Origin of the sequence: Streptomyces sp. NPDC059452 (genome assembly GCF_042750035.1) — a bacterium.
Taxonomy (GTDB): Bacteria; Actinomycetota; Actinomycetes; order Streptomycetales; family Streptomycetaceae; genus Streptomyces.
On sequence record NZ_JBHYVE010000003.1, the window covers coordinates 167,217 to 182,994 of the forward strand.

General features: G+C 69.6%; 12 protein-coding genes and 1 tRNA gene. 12 read left to right on the forward strand and 1 reads right to left on the reverse strand.

From position 1 onward, the window contains the following. Nucleotides 1–1,052: 1,052 nt before the first annotated feature. The 9 genes from dnaN to ACFW9Z_RS06140 all read left to right on the forward strand — a co-directional run bounded on the left by dnaN (nucleotide 1,053) and on the right by ACFW9Z_RS06140 (nucleotide 12,706). Entirely contained in the window at nucleotides 1,053–2,183 is a 1,131-nt protein-coding gene (dnaN, locus tag ACFW9Z_RS06100) for a DNA polymerase III subunit beta (protein ID WP_093686791.1), read from the forward strand. A 131-nt stretch (nucleotides 2,184–2,314) separates the two neighbouring features. After that, the gene (gene gnd / locus ACFW9Z_RS06105; RefSeq protein WP_103509458.1) at nucleotides 2,315–3,193 is read left to right on the forward strand and encodes a phosphogluconate dehydrogenase (NAD(+)-dependent, decarboxylating); all 879 of its coding nucleotides are present in this window, start codon (nucleotides 2,315–2,317) and stop codon (nucleotides 3,191–3,193) included. A gap of 69 nt (nucleotides 3,194–3,262) precedes the next feature. Beyond that, entirely contained in the window at nucleotides 3,263–4,393 is a 1,131-nt protein-coding gene (gene recF, locus ACFW9Z_RS06110; protein WP_384635061.1) for a DNA replication/repair protein RecF, read from the forward strand. Then, nucleotides 4,390–5,079: a DUF721 domain-containing protein gene (locus ACFW9Z_RS06115; RefSeq protein WP_384635064.1), complete on the forward strand. Its 690-nt coding sequence runs from the start codon at nucleotides 4,390–4,392 to the stop codon at nucleotides 5,077–5,079. The genes recF and ACFW9Z_RS06115 overlap by 4 nt, the downstream gene beginning before the upstream one ends. Before the next feature lie 420 nt (nucleotides 5,080–5,499). Further along, entirely contained in the window at nucleotides 5,500–7,569 is a 2,070-nt protein-coding gene (gyrB, locus tag ACFW9Z_RS06120) for a DNA topoisomerase (ATP-hydrolyzing) subunit B (RefSeq protein WP_384635067.1), read from the forward strand. A 47-nt stretch (nucleotides 7,570–7,616) separates the two neighbouring features. Further along, complete coding sequence (gyrA, locus tag ACFW9Z_RS06125) at nucleotides 7,617–10,256, forward strand: DNA gyrase subunit A (RefSeq protein ID WP_384635070.1); 2,640 nt, start codon at nucleotides 7,617–7,619, stop codon at nucleotides 10,254–10,256. Between the two features lie 93 nt (nucleotides 10,257–10,349). Further along, nucleotides 10,350–10,952: a DUF3566 domain-containing protein gene (locus ACFW9Z_RS06130; protein ID WP_384635073.1), complete on the forward strand. Its 603-nt coding sequence runs from the start codon at nucleotides 10,350–10,352 to the stop codon at nucleotides 10,950–10,952. Nucleotides 10,953–11,023: 71 nt separating this feature from the next. After that, a tRNA-Ile gene (locus ACFW9Z_RS06135) sits at nucleotides 11,024–11,100 on the forward strand. Between the two features lie 217 nt (nucleotides 11,101–11,317). After that, a complete protein-coding gene (locus ACFW9Z_RS06140; protein ID WP_384635076.1) occupies nucleotides 11,318–12,706 on the forward strand; it encodes a fibronectin type III domain-containing protein in 1,389 nt (462 codons plus the stop codon). Nucleotides 12,707–12,791: 85 nt separating this feature from the next. Here ACFW9Z_RS06140 and ACFW9Z_RS06145 read toward each other — a convergent pair whose 3' ends face one another. Beyond that, on the reverse strand, nucleotides 12,792–13,160 hold the full coding sequence (locus ACFW9Z_RS06145; protein WP_384635079.1) for a DUF6344 domain-containing protein: 369 nt from the start codon (nucleotides 13,158–13,160) through the stop codon (nucleotides 12,792–12,794). A 290-nt stretch (nucleotides 13,161–13,450) separates the two neighbouring features. Between ACFW9Z_RS06145 and ACFW9Z_RS06150 the strand changes: the two genes are divergently transcribed. From ACFW9Z_RS06150 to ACFW9Z_RS06160, 3 genes are all read left to right on the forward strand, one after another. Beyond that, nucleotides 13,451–13,585, forward strand: a complete 135-nt coding sequence (locus tag ACFW9Z_RS06150) for a DLW-39 family protein (RefSeq protein WP_208857699.1) — start codon at nucleotides 13,451–13,453, stop codon at nucleotides 13,583–13,585. A gap of 184 nt (nucleotides 13,586–13,769) precedes the next feature. Further along, nucleotides 13,770–14,402 carry a hypothetical protein gene (locus ACFW9Z_RS06155; RefSeq protein WP_384635082.1) on the forward strand — a complete coding sequence of 211 codons (633 nt, stop codon included), beginning with the start codon at nucleotides 13,770–13,772 and terminating at the stop codon, nucleotides 14,400–14,402. Further along, nucleotides 14,399–15,766 carry a hypothetical protein gene (locus ACFW9Z_RS06160; protein WP_384635085.1) on the forward strand — a complete coding sequence of 456 codons (1,368 nt, stop codon included), beginning with the start codon at nucleotides 14,399–14,401 and terminating at the stop codon, nucleotides 15,764–15,766. The genes ACFW9Z_RS06155 and ACFW9Z_RS06160 overlap by 4 nt, the downstream gene beginning before the upstream one ends. Nucleotides 15,767–15,778: the final 12 nt, after the last annotated feature.

Genomic DNA, 15,778 nt, shown 5'->3' on the forward strand with positions numbered 1-15,778 from the left:
CACCAACATCGGCCTCCCCCCCCCCCCCCACACCCCCCCGGCCCTCGCGGGGCGGGGCCGCCCCGGCCCCCCGGCCCCCCGCCGTCGTGACGCCGTGACGCCACAGAGCCTCTCGGCGCGCTCGGAAGGCGCCCCGCACCGACCTCTCACGGTCCCCGCGGGGCGCTTTTCGTCGTTCCCGGGGGCCCGAAAAGCGGCTTCCCAGGGCCCGAGAAGCGGCTTCCGGGGCCGGAGCGGCGGCCGCGCGGCTCCGCCGCCGTACCGGATCCGCGCCTCCACTGTTCGAATACGGGCTGCTCAGCGCCCCTTCTCCACAGATGTGCGGGAAATCTTCCGTCCACAGCCTGGGGACCGCGAAGTTGTCCATATTGCGTCCACAGGGCGAGCTGCCGATACTCCATCAGGCCAGGTCACATGGTTGGGGATTTGTGGTCAACCGTGATCCACAGCCTGTGGACAGAATTTTCGTCCACAGGGGGCACCCGCAGTTGTCCACCGGCAGCCCACAGGCTGGGTACCGTTGTCCCCAGCTTTGCTCTGCTTCTCCACACCCCTGTCCACTGTTCGGCAACGCAACACCCCCTCTCACCGCCCGGAGTGAAAGGCGTCACACGAAGCTGCCTGATTGGGCTGTGGGGAACTTGGGTAAAGCTGGGGACAGGCCTGGGGAGAAGTGGCCCCCTCCTGTGCATCGGGTGTGCAGAACTTCCGCCCGTCCACAGAAAGCCCCGGTTGTCCACGGGTGCCACCCACAGGGTCGGTGGACAAAAAACCGGTGCTGACCTGCGCAAACGACGTTATCCACGGTTTCCACAGGGCCTACTACTACTACCACTCAGAGTTAGCCAGGAATCCGCTTCGAAGTGGGGCCTGTGTACAACTCGACCGGCGACCGCCTCGCCGCGTTTTGCTCGACTTGACCCCGAGCAGCAACGACTGTCGGTGCCGTGCGTCAGACTGGACCCCGGAGCCACCCCGGCCGTCGGCAGGGAGCTCCGGTCCAGACGACGAAGGCCAGCAGGGCGAGCGAGCAACAGCAGGAGGCGGTTCCGGTGAAGATCCGGGTGGAGCGCGATGTACTCGCGGAGGCGGTGGCCTGGGTGGCCCGCAGCCTCCCGGCCCGTCCGCCGGCGCCCGTTCTCGCGGGCCTTCTTCTGAAGGCCGAGGACGGCGCCCTCTCCTTCTCCAGCTTCGACTACGAGGTCTCGGCCAAGGTCTCCGTGGACGCGGAGGTCGACGAGGACGGCACGGTGCTCGTCTCCGGCCGGCTGCTCGCCGACATCTGCCGCGCCCTGCCGAACCGCCCGGTGGAGATCTCCACCGACGGTGTGCGGGCCACGGTGGTCTGCGGCTCCTCGCGCTTCACCCTCCACACACTGCCTGTGGAGGAGTACCCGGCCCTGCCGCAGATGCCGACCGCCACGGGCACCGTCCCCGGCGAGGTCTTCGCCTCGGCCGCCGCCCAGGTCGCCATCGCCGCGGGCCGCGACGACACGCTGCCCGTGCTGACCGGTGTGCGCATCGAGATCGAGGGCGACACCGTCACCCTCGCCTCCACCGACCGCTACCGCTTCGCGGTCCGCGAGTTCCTCTGGAAGCCGGAGGACCCGGAGGCCTCCGCGGTCGCCCTGGTGCCCGCCAAGACGCTCCTGGACACCGCCAAGGCGCTCACCAGCGGTGACACCGTCACCCTGGCGCTCTCCGGCACCGGAGCCGGTGAGGGGCTGATCGGTTTCGAGGGCGCGGGCCGCACCACCACCACGCGGCTGCTCGAAGGCGACCTGCCGAAGTACCGCACGCTCTTCCCCACCGAGTTCAACTCGGTCGCGGTGATCGAGACGGCCCCCTTCGTCGAGGCCGTCAAGCGTGTGGCCCTGGTCGCCGAGCGCAACACCCCCGTCCGGCTCAGCTTCGAGCAGGGCGTGCTCATCCTGGAGGCCGGTTCCAGCGACGACGCACAGGCTGTGGAGCGCGTCGACGCGGTGCTGGAGGGCGACGACATCTCGATCGCCTTCAATCCGACGTTCCTGCTGGACGGGCTGAGCGCGATCGACTCCCCCGTCGCCCAGCTCTCCTTCACCACGTCCACCAAGCCCGCCCTGCTCAGCGGGCGCCCGGCCGTGGACGCCGAGGCGGACGACGCGTACAAGTACCTGATCATGCCGGTGCGTCTCTCCGGCTGACGCCCGCACGACAGCGCGGTGGGCCCGCTCCGCGCCGAGCGGGCCCACCGCGCTGTCGTCCGCCGGGCGTAGGCTCGGACCTGGGCGGAGAACGCCCCGACGCTATCGCCACGACGCTTAAGGAATCTCTGATGGAGCTCGGTCTCGTCGGCCTCGGCAAGATGGGCGGCAACATGCGCGAGCGCATCCGCCGCGCAGGCCACACCGTCATCGGTTACGACCGCAACCCGGATGTCGCCGATGTCCACAGCCTCGAAGAGCTTGTGGGCAAGCTGAAGGGCCCGCGGGTCGTCTGGGTGATGGTCCCGGCCGGTGCCGCGACCCAGTCCACGATCGACGAGCTCGCCGCGCTGCTCTCGCCCGGCGACGTCGTCGTCGACGGCGGGAACTCGCGCTGGACCGACGACGAGAAGCACGCCGTGGAGCTGGGCATCAAGGACATCGGCTTCGTCGACTGCGGCGTCTCCGGCGGCGTCTGGGGCCTGGAGAACGGCTACGCCCTGATGTACGGCGGCACCGAGGAGAACGTGGCGAAGGTCCAGCCGATCTTCGACGCGCTCAAGCCCGAGGGCGACTTCGGCTCCGTCCACGCGGGCAAGGTCGGCGCCGGCCACTTCGCGAAGATGGTCCACAACGGCATCGAGTACGCCATGATGCAGGCCTACGCCGAGGGCTGGGAGCTGCTGGAGAAGGTCGACTCCGTCACCGACGTGCGCGAGGTCTTCCGCTCCTGGCAGGAGGGCACGGTCATCCGTTCCTGGCTGCTGGACCTCGCGGTCAACGCCCTGGACGACGACGAGCACCTGGACAAGCTCCGGGGCTTCGCCGCCGACTCCGGCGAGGGCCGCTGGACGGTGGAGGCCGCGATCGACAACGCGGTGCCGCTGCCCGCGATCACGGCGTCCCTCTTCGCGCGGTTCGCCTCGCGCCAGGACGACTCGCCGCAGATGAAGATGATCGCCGCGCTGCGCAACCAGTTCGGCGGCCACGCGGTCGAGAACAAGAAGTAGCCCCGCGGCGGGAGAGACCGCAGCACAGCACCAACAGCGGAACAGCACAGGCCCGGGAGGTCGGCGCACATGCATGTCACCCATCTCTCGCTGGCCGACTTCCGCTCGTACGCCCGGGTCGAGGTCCCTCTCGACCCGGGCGTCACCGCGTTCGTGGGCCCCAACGGGCAGGGCAAGACCAACCTCGTCGAGGCGATCGGCTATCTCGCCACCCTCGGCAGCCACCGGGTCTCCTCGGACGCCCCCCTGGTGCGGATGGGCGCCGAGCGGGCCGTGGTCCGGGCGGCGGTGACGCAGGGCGAGCGCTCGCAGCTGATCGAGCTGGAGTTGAACCCCGGCCGCGCCAACCGGGCCCGTATCAACAGGTCCTCGCAGGTCAGACCGCGTGATGTGCTCGGGATCGTCCGCACGGTGCTGTTCGCGCCGGAGGACCTGGCCCTGGTCAAGGGCGACCCCGGGGAGCGGCGGCGGTTCCTGGACGAGCTGATCACCGCGCGCTCGCCCCGGATGGCCGGGGTCCGCTCCGACTACGAGCGGGTGCTCAAGCAGCGCAACACCCTCCTCAAGTCCGCCGCGATGGCCCGTCGGCACGGCGGCCGCTCCATGGACCTGTCCACCCTCGACGTCTGGGACCAGCACCTGGGCCGGGTCGGCGCCGAGCTGCTCGCCCAGCGCCTGGACCTGATCGCCACGCTCCAGCCGCTGGCCGACAAGGCGTACGGGGACGTGGCGCCGGGCGGCGGCCCCGTATCGCTGGAGTACCGCAGCTCGGTGGGCGAGGACATCGGCCCCGGGCGCACCCGCGACGAGCTGTACGAGCAGGTGACCGCGGCGCTCGTCGGGGTCCGCAAGCAGGAGATCGAGCGCGGGGTGACGCTGGTGGGCCCGCACCGGGACGATCTGGTGCTCGGCCTGCGGTCCATGCCCGCGAAGGGGTACGCGAGCCACGGGGAGTCCTGGAGCTACGCGCTGGCTCTGCGGCTGGCCAGTTACGAGCTGCTGCGCACCGAGGGCAACGAGCCGGTGCTGGTCCTGGACGATGTCTTCGCCGAGCTGGACGCCCGCCGCCGGGAGCGGCTGGCGGAGCTGGTGGCCCCGGGCGAGCAGGTGCTGGTGACGGCCGCGGTGGCGGAGGACGTGCCGGGCGTGCTGGCGGGGGCGCGGTACGCGGTGTCGGCGGGCGAGGTGGAGCGGGTATGACCGGCCGGGGCGAGAAGGCGGGGGGCGCTTGTGGCGGTACGGGGCCTGCGGCCCGTGGTGACGGCGGATCCGGTGGTACGTCGTCGGCCGGAGCGGACGGGGCCACAGCAGCCGGTACGCCTTCGGCCGGAGCAGCCGGTACGCCGTCGTCGTCGGCGGCCGGGAGTCCGAAGCCGCCCGAGGTGTCCGGGGTCGATCTCGCCCGGGTCGCGCTGCGGGCCGCGAAGGAGCAGGCCAGGGCGCGGGGCGCGGCCGCCCAGCAGAAGAAGCAGGCCCGGCGGGGCGGCGGGCTGCGCTCCGGGGCCCGCTCGGACGGCCGTGATCCGCAGCCGCTGGGCTCCGCGATCAACCGGCTGATCACCGAGCGGGGCTGGGAGACCCCGGCGGCGGTCGGCGGGGTGATGGGCCGGTGGCCGCAGATCGTGGGCGACGATCTGGCCAACCACTGCGTGCCGCTGCGGTACGACGAGGACCCGGCCGCGCGGGTGCTCACTGTGAGCTGCGACTCCACGGCGTGGGCGACCCAGCTGCGGCTGCTGGCCCCGCAACTGGTGGCCCGGCTCAACGCCGATCTGGGACAGGGCACCGTACGGATGATCAAGGTGCTCGGACCCGGAGGTCCGGAACGCCGGTTCGGGCCGCTGCGGGCGCCCGGGAGCAAGGGGCCCGGGGACACCTACGGGTGAGGTCCCAGCTCCCCTCCCGGCTTCTGACCGGAGAGCCGTACACAACCCTGAGCTGCACTTTTGGCCGGAACTTGTCGTGTTCCTGATGCCCGTGCAAGGGGCTCGGGGCCGCCCGGGGCGCCTGGTTCGGCGGGGTTCGTACCGGTGGAAACCGGAGGGTGCGCCCGGAGCGTCCCTCACCGTAGCGGGAGGTTGACAGGCCGAAGCGCTCAATGCCCGTCAGGGCCCCTTGGGGCCCCTCCCTGAATATGGGGAGTCGTCAACCGCCGATTCAGGGCGGCACATGCGTACTCAGGTACCGGCAAACCCCCATTCATGTCAGTGCTACCGGTAGACTGGTGGGTAATCCCGCTACTTCGGCGGGAGTCGTCGATACAAGCCGAACGACGCAGCCGCTCCCGCCTGTCCGGAAGACGGCCTGTGCTGTGCCAGAAAGGGCGCTTCGTGGCCGATTCCGGCAACCCCAACGAGAACATCCCGTCCACAGCCGGTGAGCACGGCGAGGTCACCGCCTCGTACGACGCCAGCGCGATCACCGTGCTGGAAGGGCTGGACGCGGTCCGCAAGCGACCCGGTATGTACATCGGCTCGACCGGTGAGCGCGGTCTGCACCACCTCGTGCAGGAGGTCGTCGACAACTCGGTCGACGAGGCCATGGCCGGCCACGCGGACACCATCGACGTCACGATCCTCGCCGACGGCGGGGTGCGCGTGATCGACAACGGCCGTGGCATCCCGGTCGACATCGTGCCGTCCGAGGGCAAGCCGGCCGTCGAGGTCGTGCTCACCGTCCTGCACGCGGGCGGAAAGTTCGGAGGCGGCGGTTACGCGGTCTCCGGCGGTCTGCACGGAGTCGGTGTCTCCGTCGTCAACGCCCTCTCCACGCGGGTCGCGGTGGAGGTCCGGCGCGACGGGTTCCGCTGGACGCAGGATTACAAGCTCGGCGTCCCCACCGCCCCGCTGGCCAAGCACGAGGCCACCGACGAGTCCGGTACGACGGTCACCTTCTGGGCCGACGGGGACATCTTCGAGACCACCGAGTACAGCTTCGAGACCCTCTCGCGCCGCTTCCAGGAGATGGCGTTCCTCAACAAGGGCCTCACCCTGAAGCTGACCGACGAGCGCGAGTCGGCGAAGGCCACGGCGGGCGCCGACAGCGCCGAGGCCGTCGAGGTTCCCGAGGAGGAGACGACGCGGTCGGTCACGTACCACTACGAGAACGGCATCGTCGACTTCGTCAAGTACCTCAACTCCCGCAAGGGCGACGTCATCCACCAGTCGGTGATCGACATCGAGGCCGAGGACAAGGACCGGCTCCTCTCGGCCGAGATCGCCATGCAGTGGAACACGCAGTACACCGAGGGGGTCTACTCCTTCGCCAACGCGATCCACACGCATGAGGGCGGTACGCACGAGGAGGGCTTCCGCGCCGCGCTGACCTCCCTGGTCAACCGGTACGCGCGTGACAAGAAGCTGCTGCGCGAGAAGGACGACAACCTCACCGGCGAGGACGTGCGCGAGGGCCTCACCGCGATCATCTCGGTGAAGCTGGGCGAGCCGCAGTTCGAGGGCCAGACGAAGACCAAGCTGGGCAACACGGAGGCCAAGACCTTCGTGCAGAAGGTCGTCCACGAGCAGCTGACGGACTGGTTCGACCGGAACCCGAACGAGGCCGCCGACATCATCCGCAAGGGCATCGCCGCCTCGACCGCCCGCGTGGCGGCCCGCAAGGCGCGCGACCTGACACGGCGCAAGGGGCTCCTGGAGAGCGCCTCGCTGCCGGGCAAGCTGAGCGACTGCCAGTCGAACGACCCCACCAAGTGCGAGATCTTCATCGTCGAGGGTGACTCCGCCGGTGGTTCGGCGAAGTCCGGCCGCAACCCGATGTACCAGGCGATCCTGCCCATCCGCGGCAAGATCCTGAACGTCGAAAAGGCCCGGATCGACAAGATCCTCCAGAACACCGAGGTCCAGGCGCTGATCTCGGCCTTCGGCACCGGGGTCCACGAGGACTTCGACATCGAGAAGCTCCGCTATCACAAGATCATTCTGATGGCGGACGCCGACGTCGACGGCCAGCACATCAACACCCTGCTGCTGACGTTCCTCTTCCGCTTCATGCGGCCGCTGGTGGAGCAGGGCAACGTCTATCTGTCCCGCCCGCCGCTCTACAAGATCAAGTGGGGCCGCGACGACTTCGAGTACGCGTACTCGGACCGGGAGCGCGACGCGCTCGTGGCGCTCGGCAAGCAGAACGGCAAGCGGATCAAGGAAGACTCCATCCAGCGCTTCAAGGGCCTCGGCGAGATGAACGCCGAAGAGCTGCGCGTCACGACCATGGACGTCGACCACCGGGTCCTCGGCCAGGTCACGCTGGACGACGCGGCGCAGGCCGACGACCTGTTCTCGGTGCTCATGGGCGAGGACGTCGAGGCGCGGCGCTCGTTCATCCAGCGCAATGCCAAGGACGTCCGCTTCCTCGACATCTGAGTCGGCCGTACCAGCGACGCCGCAGCTCGAAAGGACTTTGACCAGCAATGGCCGACGAGAACACCCCTGTGACACCTGAACCCGTGACGCCCGAGGAAGCCATCGTTCCCGGCGTGGGCATGCGTGTCGAGCCCGTCGGGCTCGAAACGGAAATGCAGCGCTCCTACCTCGACTACGCGATGTCCGTCATCGTCTCGCGTGCGCTGCCCGACGTACGGGACGGCCTCAAGCCCGTCCACCGCCGGGTGCTGTACGCGATGTACGACGGCGGCTACCGCCCCGAGAAGGGGTTCTACAAGTGCGCCCGCGTCGTCGGTGACGTCATGGGTACGTACCACCCGCACGGCGACTCCTCCATCTACGACGCCCTGGTGCGTCTGGCACAGCCGTGGTCGCTGCGGATGCCGCTGGTGGACTCCAACGGCAACTTCGGTTCCCCGGGCAACGACCCGGCCGCCGCCATGCGGTACACCGAGTGCAAGATGATGCCGCTGTCCATGGAGATGGTCCGGGACATCGACGAGGAGACCGTCGACTTCCAGGACAACTACGACGGCCGCAACCAGGAGCCGACGGTCCTGCCGGCGCGCTTCCCGAACCTGCTGGTCAACGGCTCAGCCGGGATCGCGGTCGGCATGGCGACCAACATCCCGCCGCACAACCTGCGCGAGGTCGCCGCCGGGGCCCAGTGGTACCTGGAGCACCCCGAGGCGTCCCACGAGGAGCTGCTGGACGCGCTGATCGAGCGCATCAAGGGCCCCGACTTCCCGACCGGCGCGCTGGTCGTGGGCCGCAAGGGCATCGAGGAGGCGTACCGCACCGGGCGCGGCTCCATCACGATGCGCGCGGTCGTCGCGGTCGAGGAGATCCAGGGCCGTCAGTGCCTGGTCGTCACGGAGCTGCCGTTCCAGACCAACCCCGACAACCTCGCGCAGAAGATCGCCGACCTGGTCAAGGACGGCAAGGTCGGCGGGATCGCGGACGTCCGGGACGAGACCTCCTCGCGTACGGGCCAGCGCCTGGTCGTCGTCCTCAAGCGGGACGCGGTCGCCAAGGTCGTCCTGAACAACCTGTACAAGCACACCGACCTCCAGACGAACTTCGGCGCCAACATGCTGGCGCTCGTCGACGGGGTGCCGCGCACGCTGTCCATCGACGCGTTCATCCGCCACTGGGTGACGCACCAGATCGAGGTCATCGTCCGGCGTACGCGGTTCCGGCTGCGCAAGGCCGAGGAGCGGGCGCACATCCTGCGCGGCCTCCTGAAGGCCCTGGACGCCATCGACGAGGTCATCGCCCTCATCCGGCGCTCCAACACCGTGGAGATCGCGCGTGAGGGGCTGATGGGCCTCCTGGAGATCGACGAGATCCAGGCGAACGCGATCCTGGAGATGCAGCTGCGCCGGCTGGCCGCGCTGGAGCACCAGAAGATCACCGCCGAGCACGACGAGCTCCAGGCGAAGATCAACGAGTACAACGCGATCCTGGCCTCGCCGGAGCGGCAGCGTCAGATCGTCAGCGAGGAGCTGGCCGCGATCGTCGAGAAGTTCGGCGACGACCGGCGCTCCAAGCTGGTGCCCTTCGACGGTGACATGTCCATCGAGGACCTGATCGCCGAGGAGGACATCGTCGTCACGATCTCCCGCAGCGGCTATGTGAAGCGCACGAAGACGGACGACTACCGCTCGCAGAAGCGCGGCGGCAAGGGCGTGCGCGGGACGAAGCTGAAGGAAGACGACATCGTCGACCACTTCTTCGTATCGACGACGCACCACTGGCTGCTGTTCTTCACGAACAAGGGCCGTGTCTACCGGGCCAAGGCGTACGAGCTCCCGGACGCCGGCCGGGACGCGCGCGGTCAGCACGTCGCCAACCTGCTGGCCTTCCAGCCGGACGAGAAGATCGCCCAGATCCTGGCGATCCGCGACTACGAGGCCGTGCCGTACCTGATCCTGGCGACGAAGGGCGGTCTCGTGAAGAAGACCGCGCTGAAGGACTACGACTCGCCCCGCTCGGGCGGTGTCATCGCGATCAACCTGCGCGAGATGCCGGACGGGAGCGACGACGAGCTGATCGGTGCCGAGCTGGTGTCGGCGGAGGACGATCTGCTGCTCATCAGCAAGAAGGCGCAGTCGATCAGGTTCACCGCGACGGACGACGCGCTGCGTCCGATGGGGCGTGCCACCTCGGGCGTCAAGGGCATGAGTTTCCGTGAGGGAGACGAACTGCTCTCGATGAATGTCGTCCGGCCCGGTACGTTCGTGTTCACTGCCACCGACGGCGGGTACGCCAAGCGCACCCCCGTCGACGAGTACCGCGTCCAGGGTCGCGGCGGCCTCGGCATCAAGGCTGCCAAGATCGTCGAGGACCGGGGCTCGCTCGTCGGTGCGCTGGTGGTCGAGGAGACGGACGAGATCCTCGCCATCACGCTGGGCGGCGGTGTGATTCGTACGCGAGTCAATGAAGTCAGGGAGACGGGCCGTGACACCATGGGCGTCCAACTGATCAATCTGGGCAAGCGGGATGCCGTCGTCGGCATCGCGCGCAATGCCGAGGCCGGTCGTGAGGCGGAAGAGGTCGATGGGGCCGATGATGCTGATGGCGAGACGGCCGAAGCCCACGCGGAGAGCGTGGTAGAGGGCACTGTCGAGGGCACGGAGCCCTCGACCGGGGAGCACGAGGAGTAAAGCGTGAGTGGAGCCACGGGCGCCGGTTCGGCCGCTTCCGGAGCAGGAGCGAACGGTGCCCGTGGCCCTGCCACGGACTCCCAAGGGGGCACTGTGACGGACACACGAGGGCCTCAGCCCCAGTACGAGGGTTACGCGACCGGGCCGCTGCCCGGCGAGCGTGAGCCCGCACCGGGGCCGTCGGGCCCGTACCACCCGCCCCAGGCGTACCAGACGCCCGGTGGTGGCACCCAGGGCGGCCAGCAGCGCCCCGGGCAGGGCGGGGACACGCTGGGCGGCGTGCAGGCGACGCGCAAGCCGCGTACGGGGGCGCGGACCACTCCGCGTACCCGCAAGGCCCGGCTGCGGGTGGCCAAGGCCGACCCGTGGTCGGTGATGAAGGTCAGCTTCCTGCTGTCGATCGCGCTGGGCATCTGCACGGTGGTGGCGGCGGCGATCCTGTGGATGGTGATGGACGCGATGGGCGTCTTCTCCACCGTGGGCGGCACGATCAGCGAGGCCACCGGCTCGAACGAGAGCAACGGCTTCGACCTGCAGTCGTTCCTGTCGCTGCCGCGCGTGCTCATCTTCACCTCGGTCATCGCCGTGATCGATGTGGTGCTGGCCACCGCGCTGGCGACGCTGGGCGCCTTCATCTACAACCTGTCGGCGGGCTTCGTGGGCGGCGTCGAGCTCACCCTGGCCGAGGACGAGTAGCGCGCCGGGTATCGATTTTGGGACTGGCCCCGACGTGCGCTAATCTTCAGAAGTCAGCGCGAGAGCGCGGCGGGGCTATAGCTCAGTTGGTTAGAGCGCATCCCTGATAAGGATGAGGCCACAGGTTCAAATCCTGTTAGCCCCACCAGTACCAAGAGCACCGTGTCACATGACACGGTGCTCTTGGTCGTTCATGGCCTGGTCGCCCGGCCGCCGTCGGCCGGGCCCGGCGGTCCGGCCCTGTTCGGTGGGCGTGCAACCTTCCTTCCGCCTCGTGAGTCTTCACGCTGTACTTCACTCTTGGCACAGCGTGAAAGGTTCCCGTGCACCCGAAGAGTCGCGTCGCCACCCGGGTCGGTGGTGTCATGTCTGCCGTCGTCCTCGGCAGTCTGCTGGTCGCGGTTCCGGAGGCGAATGCCGCCGGTCCCAGCTGTTCGGCCAACGTCTACAAGCGGACGTTCTACAAAAACACCTCCTTCAAGGGCAAGCCGGTGAAGACCGACTGCGACAGCGCCATCAGCCAGAGCTGGTCCGGCCGCCCGGTCGCCGGTGTGCCGAAGGACAAGTTCGGTGTCCGCTGGTCGGTGAACCGTGACTTCGGGTCCGGCGGGCCTTTCACGTTCTCCGTCGCGGCCACCGACGGCGTCCGCGTCTACCTGGACGGCGTCCGCAAGATCAACCTGTGGAAGAACACCGGCAACAGCGCCCGGACCAAGACCGTCCACGTCACCATCCCCTCCGGCAAGCACACCCTCCGCGTCGACTACGTGAACTGGTCCGGTGCCGCGAAGGTGAAGTACACGTACAAGCCGCGGACTTCGGCGAAGTACGACAAGCGGAAGCCGCTCGCCCCGACCGGTGTGAAGACCGCCTACAACGTCAAGAACCGCAAGACGACCGTCTCCTGGTCCGCCAACAAGGAGATGGACCTGCGGAACTACTCCCTCTACCGGAGGCCCGTCGGCTCCGGTGGCTGGACGAAGGTCACCACGACCACGGCCCGCAGCTTCACCGACCCCCTGGTGAACCCGGACGACCGCACGCCGTACTACTACGAGGTCCGGGCCGCGGACAAGGCGGGCAACATATCGACGGGCAGCGCGGACGCGATCGTCCGTCCCCTGCCCGTCGTCACCTCCCTGACCGGCTCCTACGACAGGAAGACCAGCACGGTCACCCTGAAGTGGCCGCTCAACAAGGAGCCGCACTTCGACCACTACACGGTCCTCAGCAACGACAAGGTCAACGGCGCCTACGTCTGGGTCCCGCTCGGCACCACCAAGGGAAGTACCTGGACCACCGACCCCATCACCCCCGACGGGGAGACCCGGCACTACCGCGTGCTCGTCACCAACGACGGCGGCACCACCACCTACAACTGGCACGGTCTCGACGGCAGGGCCGACAACGAGCTCTGGCTCGAAGTGCCCGACGGCATCGCCCCCGTGTACGCCCCCGAGGTGACCCTGGGGTCCTGCGCGACCGGTATCCAGGCGACCGCCACCGACTACACCCCCGGCTCGCTCCGCGACTTCAACGGCTTCGCGATCGAGCGCCGTGAGGCGGGCACCGGCGCCTGGTCGGTCATCCTGCGCCAGGGATACGACCCGCGCCCCATGGACGCCACGGCCACGGTCTGCGACCCGCTGCCCGCCGACGGGCGCACCTACGAGTACCGGGCCCGTACGTATGACACGGCCGGGAACTACTCCCCGTACAGCGATGTGGCCGTCATGACCCTGCCGGTGCGCTGACGGGCAGGGCACAGGGCATACGGACAAGGCCCCCGGCCGGTGTGAACCGGCCGGGGGCCTTCCGTGTGCGGTGGTGGTGCCGGGATCAGGGGGGTGGCACCGGGGAGTCGCCTTCCGGGGCCGTGTGGTGGGAGGCGGAGGTGCGGGTCGCGGACACCGGGTCGGCCGAGAGGTGGCGGGTGGCCGGGGAGGAGCCGTGGGCCTCGGCCCGGATGCGCTGCTTCATCGTGGGCGGCAGGGCCCGGTCACGCGGAAGGGTCCATCGGACCGAGGGGGCGAGTGGGGTTGCCGTGGTCGCCGCCGCGTGCTCCTGGGTTGTGGCGCTCGGCTGCGCGGCGGCGTTCGTGGCGTTCGCGGTGCTCGCCGTGGCGGTGGCGAGGCCCAGGGACGCCAGGAGGGCGAAGAAGGCGGTGACGAAGGCGGTCCAGATGCTCTTGGGCTTGAAGGTGCTCATGGCCCCTCGCTTTCGGGTGGTCCGGTGGCTGACTTCTCCGATCATGTGGATCCGGGGCCCGTTTTCGGGGAGCGACGCCCGCGCTGCGCCGATCTTCGGATTAACACCACTCGTATGGTGCAACCGCAGCTGACGGACCGTCCGGGGCGGGTTACGGGGGTCGGTACGGACCTCGTCGAGGCGTCCGGGTGGGCCGCTTTCGGGTTCCAGGCAGGTCACCGATCGGTATCGGCCGGTGTGTATAGTCGGCGACAGAAGGCCCCTATTCCAAGGAAAGACGAGGTCGCGCGGTGAAGAAGCTTCTCCTGATCGCACTGGCTGCCATCGGCGGGCTCCTCGTGTACCGCCAGATCCAGGCGGATCGCGCCGAGCAGGATCTGTGGACGGAGGCGACCGACTCCGTGCCCGCAGGTTCGGGTGTGTGAGACGGCACAGTCTGTTACGGGCCCCGGTCGCTGAGCGGCCGGGGCTTCGTGCTGTCCGGGGGCCGTCGGTGGAGGGCCTTGCTGTTGCGGGACCGTGACGCACTCGACCTTGAGTTCGCCCGAGCAAATCAATAAGTTGCTTGAGCAAAGGTGCTGAGGTTCACGGCCGAGGGGGCAACGGGTGATGGCACGCAACCACCGCCGCACCGCGACAGCGGGGGCATGGATCGGCGGGGTGCTCGTCGCCCCGGACGCGGCCGCCCTGGCCCGCCAGCTCCAGCGGGCCGCCCAGCTCTCCGCCGACGGCCACCGGTTCGAAGGGAAGCCGGTGACGGGCGCGGCGAGCGCGGACCGGGCCCCCGCCCTGCTCCCCGGGCAGTACCTGGACAGCATCGGCCCCGGCGAGGCGCGGTACTACGCCGTCGACCTGGACTCCGCCTCCACCGTCAGCTTCGCCGCCACGGCGGTCCCGCAGCCCGGCGCGGCCATCGGCACCTCCTACGGCTCCACGCACCTGTTCACCCCCGCCCGCGTCCCGATCGGCGGAGGGGGCGGCGAGTTCACCGCGAAGACCGAGGGAAGTACGGGAGGCGGGGCGGGCGGAGGGGCGGGTGGAGGGGCCGGTGGCGGGGGCAAGAACGCGGACAAGGCGGGCAATACGGCTGCGGCCGGAGACAGCAGCGGTGCGGGCGGGGCAGGATGGACCGGCATTGCGGTCGCTGCCGGAGCGGGCGCCCTGGTGATCACGGCCGGGGGACTCCTCTTCGTACGCAGCCGTCGCAGGGCGGCCATGCGGACGACGAGGGGAAGCGCGTGAAGAGGCAGCGCAGCAGGGGGCGGGTGGCGCTGGCGGCGTTCGCCGCGATGTGCGCGGTGGCGGCGCTGCCGGGACAGGCGCACGCGGCCGGCCCGCCGGCGTACGCCTTCGATCCCGGTGTGAAGAACGTGCAGGGCGCGGAGACCAACGCCGCCGCCTCCGTCCTGGAGGCGGGGAAGGTGTACCGCAGCTCGATCAGGCCGGACCAGAAGCTCTACTACCGGGTGGAGCTGGACAACGTCACCGACGCCTATGTCTCGGCGGTCGCGGTGCCCAAGAGCGAGGGCTCGGTGGCGTACGGGGACGGGATCACCGTCAGCATCCGGGACCTCAACGACTCCCAGTGCAGCTCGAACCGGACCAACTTCGGCTCGGGGGAGGTTCCGCGGCCGATCACGGCGTACGCCCACCGGACCATCGGCAAGGGGTCGCTCACCAGCTGCCAGGAGGCCGGGAGGTACGACGTCCTGGTCGAGCGGGAGAGCAAGGCCACCTCCAGCCCCGAGGCCTGGGACCTGGAGCTGCGCTTCGTGCAGGAGCCGCGGCTGAAGGGCGGCGGGCCGACGGAGACCACCGCGCCGAAGGACTGGCCCTCCAGCACGCCCGCCCCGCCGGAGGCCGAGCCGCAGAAGCGTACGGGCGGCACCAGCTACTACGACGCCACCAGCCTGAAGACCGGCGAGTGGGTCGACGACATCGCCCCCGGCCAGACCCGCTTCTACCGGGTGCCGGTGGACTGGGGGCAGCAGCTCTTCGTCTCCACCGTGCTCAGCAACAGCACGGGCGGCAAGACCGGCTTCATCGGCAACGCGCTCACGCTGTCGCTGGACAACCCGGCCCAGGGGCATGTCGTCGACACGTCCCTCTCGTACTCCGGCAAGTCCGCGAGCACCTCGCTGCGGCCGCTGCCCCCGGTGGCGTACCGCAACCGGTACGACTTCAGCTCCCAGGTCAGCTCCCTGCGCTTCGCCGGCTGGTACTACCTGTCGGTGACGCTCAGCCCGAAGGTCGCCGAGAGCTACGGCGAGGACCCGATCGCGCTGACGACGACGGTGCAGGTGAAGAACGCGGCGGGCCCGTCTCCGTACGAGGGCGACCCCGGGATCTTCGCGGTGACCGACAAGGACAAGGAGCTGGCCGAGAGCGGCGCCAGCGCTCCGAAGGCCGCGAAGAGCGCGACGATGCAGGTGGTCGCGGCGGGGGCGCTCGGGACGGGCGCCGTGCTGGTGCTCGGCCTCGGCGCCTGGACGCTGCTGGCCCGCCGCCGCGCGGCTGCCACTGCTGCTGCCGCTCCCGCTCCCGCTCCCACTGCTGGGCACCAGCCGCAGCCGCCGTACGGGGGGCCGCCGCCGCAGGGCTGGTAGCGGGCCCTGCCG